Raw genomic sequence first — 673 nt, forward strand, 5'->3', positions numbered from 1 at the left:
GAGAGAGAGAGAGAGAGAGTAAAACTTAAATATAACTACCGCTTTGTTTTTATCCCTGAGACAATTGGCTCAATAATATATCTATCGCGAAATTTAACACACCTTCAAAAACATGTAAAAGCTGGGTTTAATCTCTCTTGCGTTGGAGATGATTTAGCCTACTCACTAATTCATACACCAAACGCCAACACTCTAGCAGATAAAGCAGCCATGCATGTGCTAAAAGATAAGACAAATTTTAAAGAGTATGATTTTTTAGATAGTGGAAGTGACGAGAGACAATACTGCTCCCCACTGATAAACTTGCCAGTTTGTGGAATTTGTAGAAGCAAATACGGCGAGTATGAGAGCTATCATACAAGCAAGGATGATTTAAACTTTATCTCACAAAAAGGCTTAGAAGGCTCTTTAAATGCAATGTGTGAGATTATAAAAACACTTGAAATAAATGCCGTTTATAAAAACACTATCTTTTGTGAGCCAAACCTTGGCAAAAGAGGGCTTTACCCTACTCTTAGCACAACGACAAATGATAAAAGCACATATTACTACCGTAAATTTCTAGCCCTATGTGATGGCAAACGAGACTGTATAGATATCGCCAATAGACTTAATATAAAAGCATATGAGCTTGAAAATGTAGTGCAAAAACTTTTAGAAAATGGGTTAATAA

1 protein-coding gene is annotated in these 673 nt (G+C 35.4%); it reads left to right on the forward strand.

Features of this window, described 5'->3' with window-relative positions:
* Positions 1-673, forward strand: a 673-nt coding sequence (locus LQU93_RS09915; RefSeq protein WP_229933723.1) for a DUF4910 domain-containing protein, incomplete at both ends; no start/stop codon positions are given.

This window comes from Campylobacter majalis, from assembly GCF_905120465.1.
In the GTDB taxonomy this organism is placed as follows: Bacteria; Campylobacterota; Campylobacteria; order Campylobacterales; family Campylobacteraceae; genus Campylobacter_A; species Campylobacter_A majalis.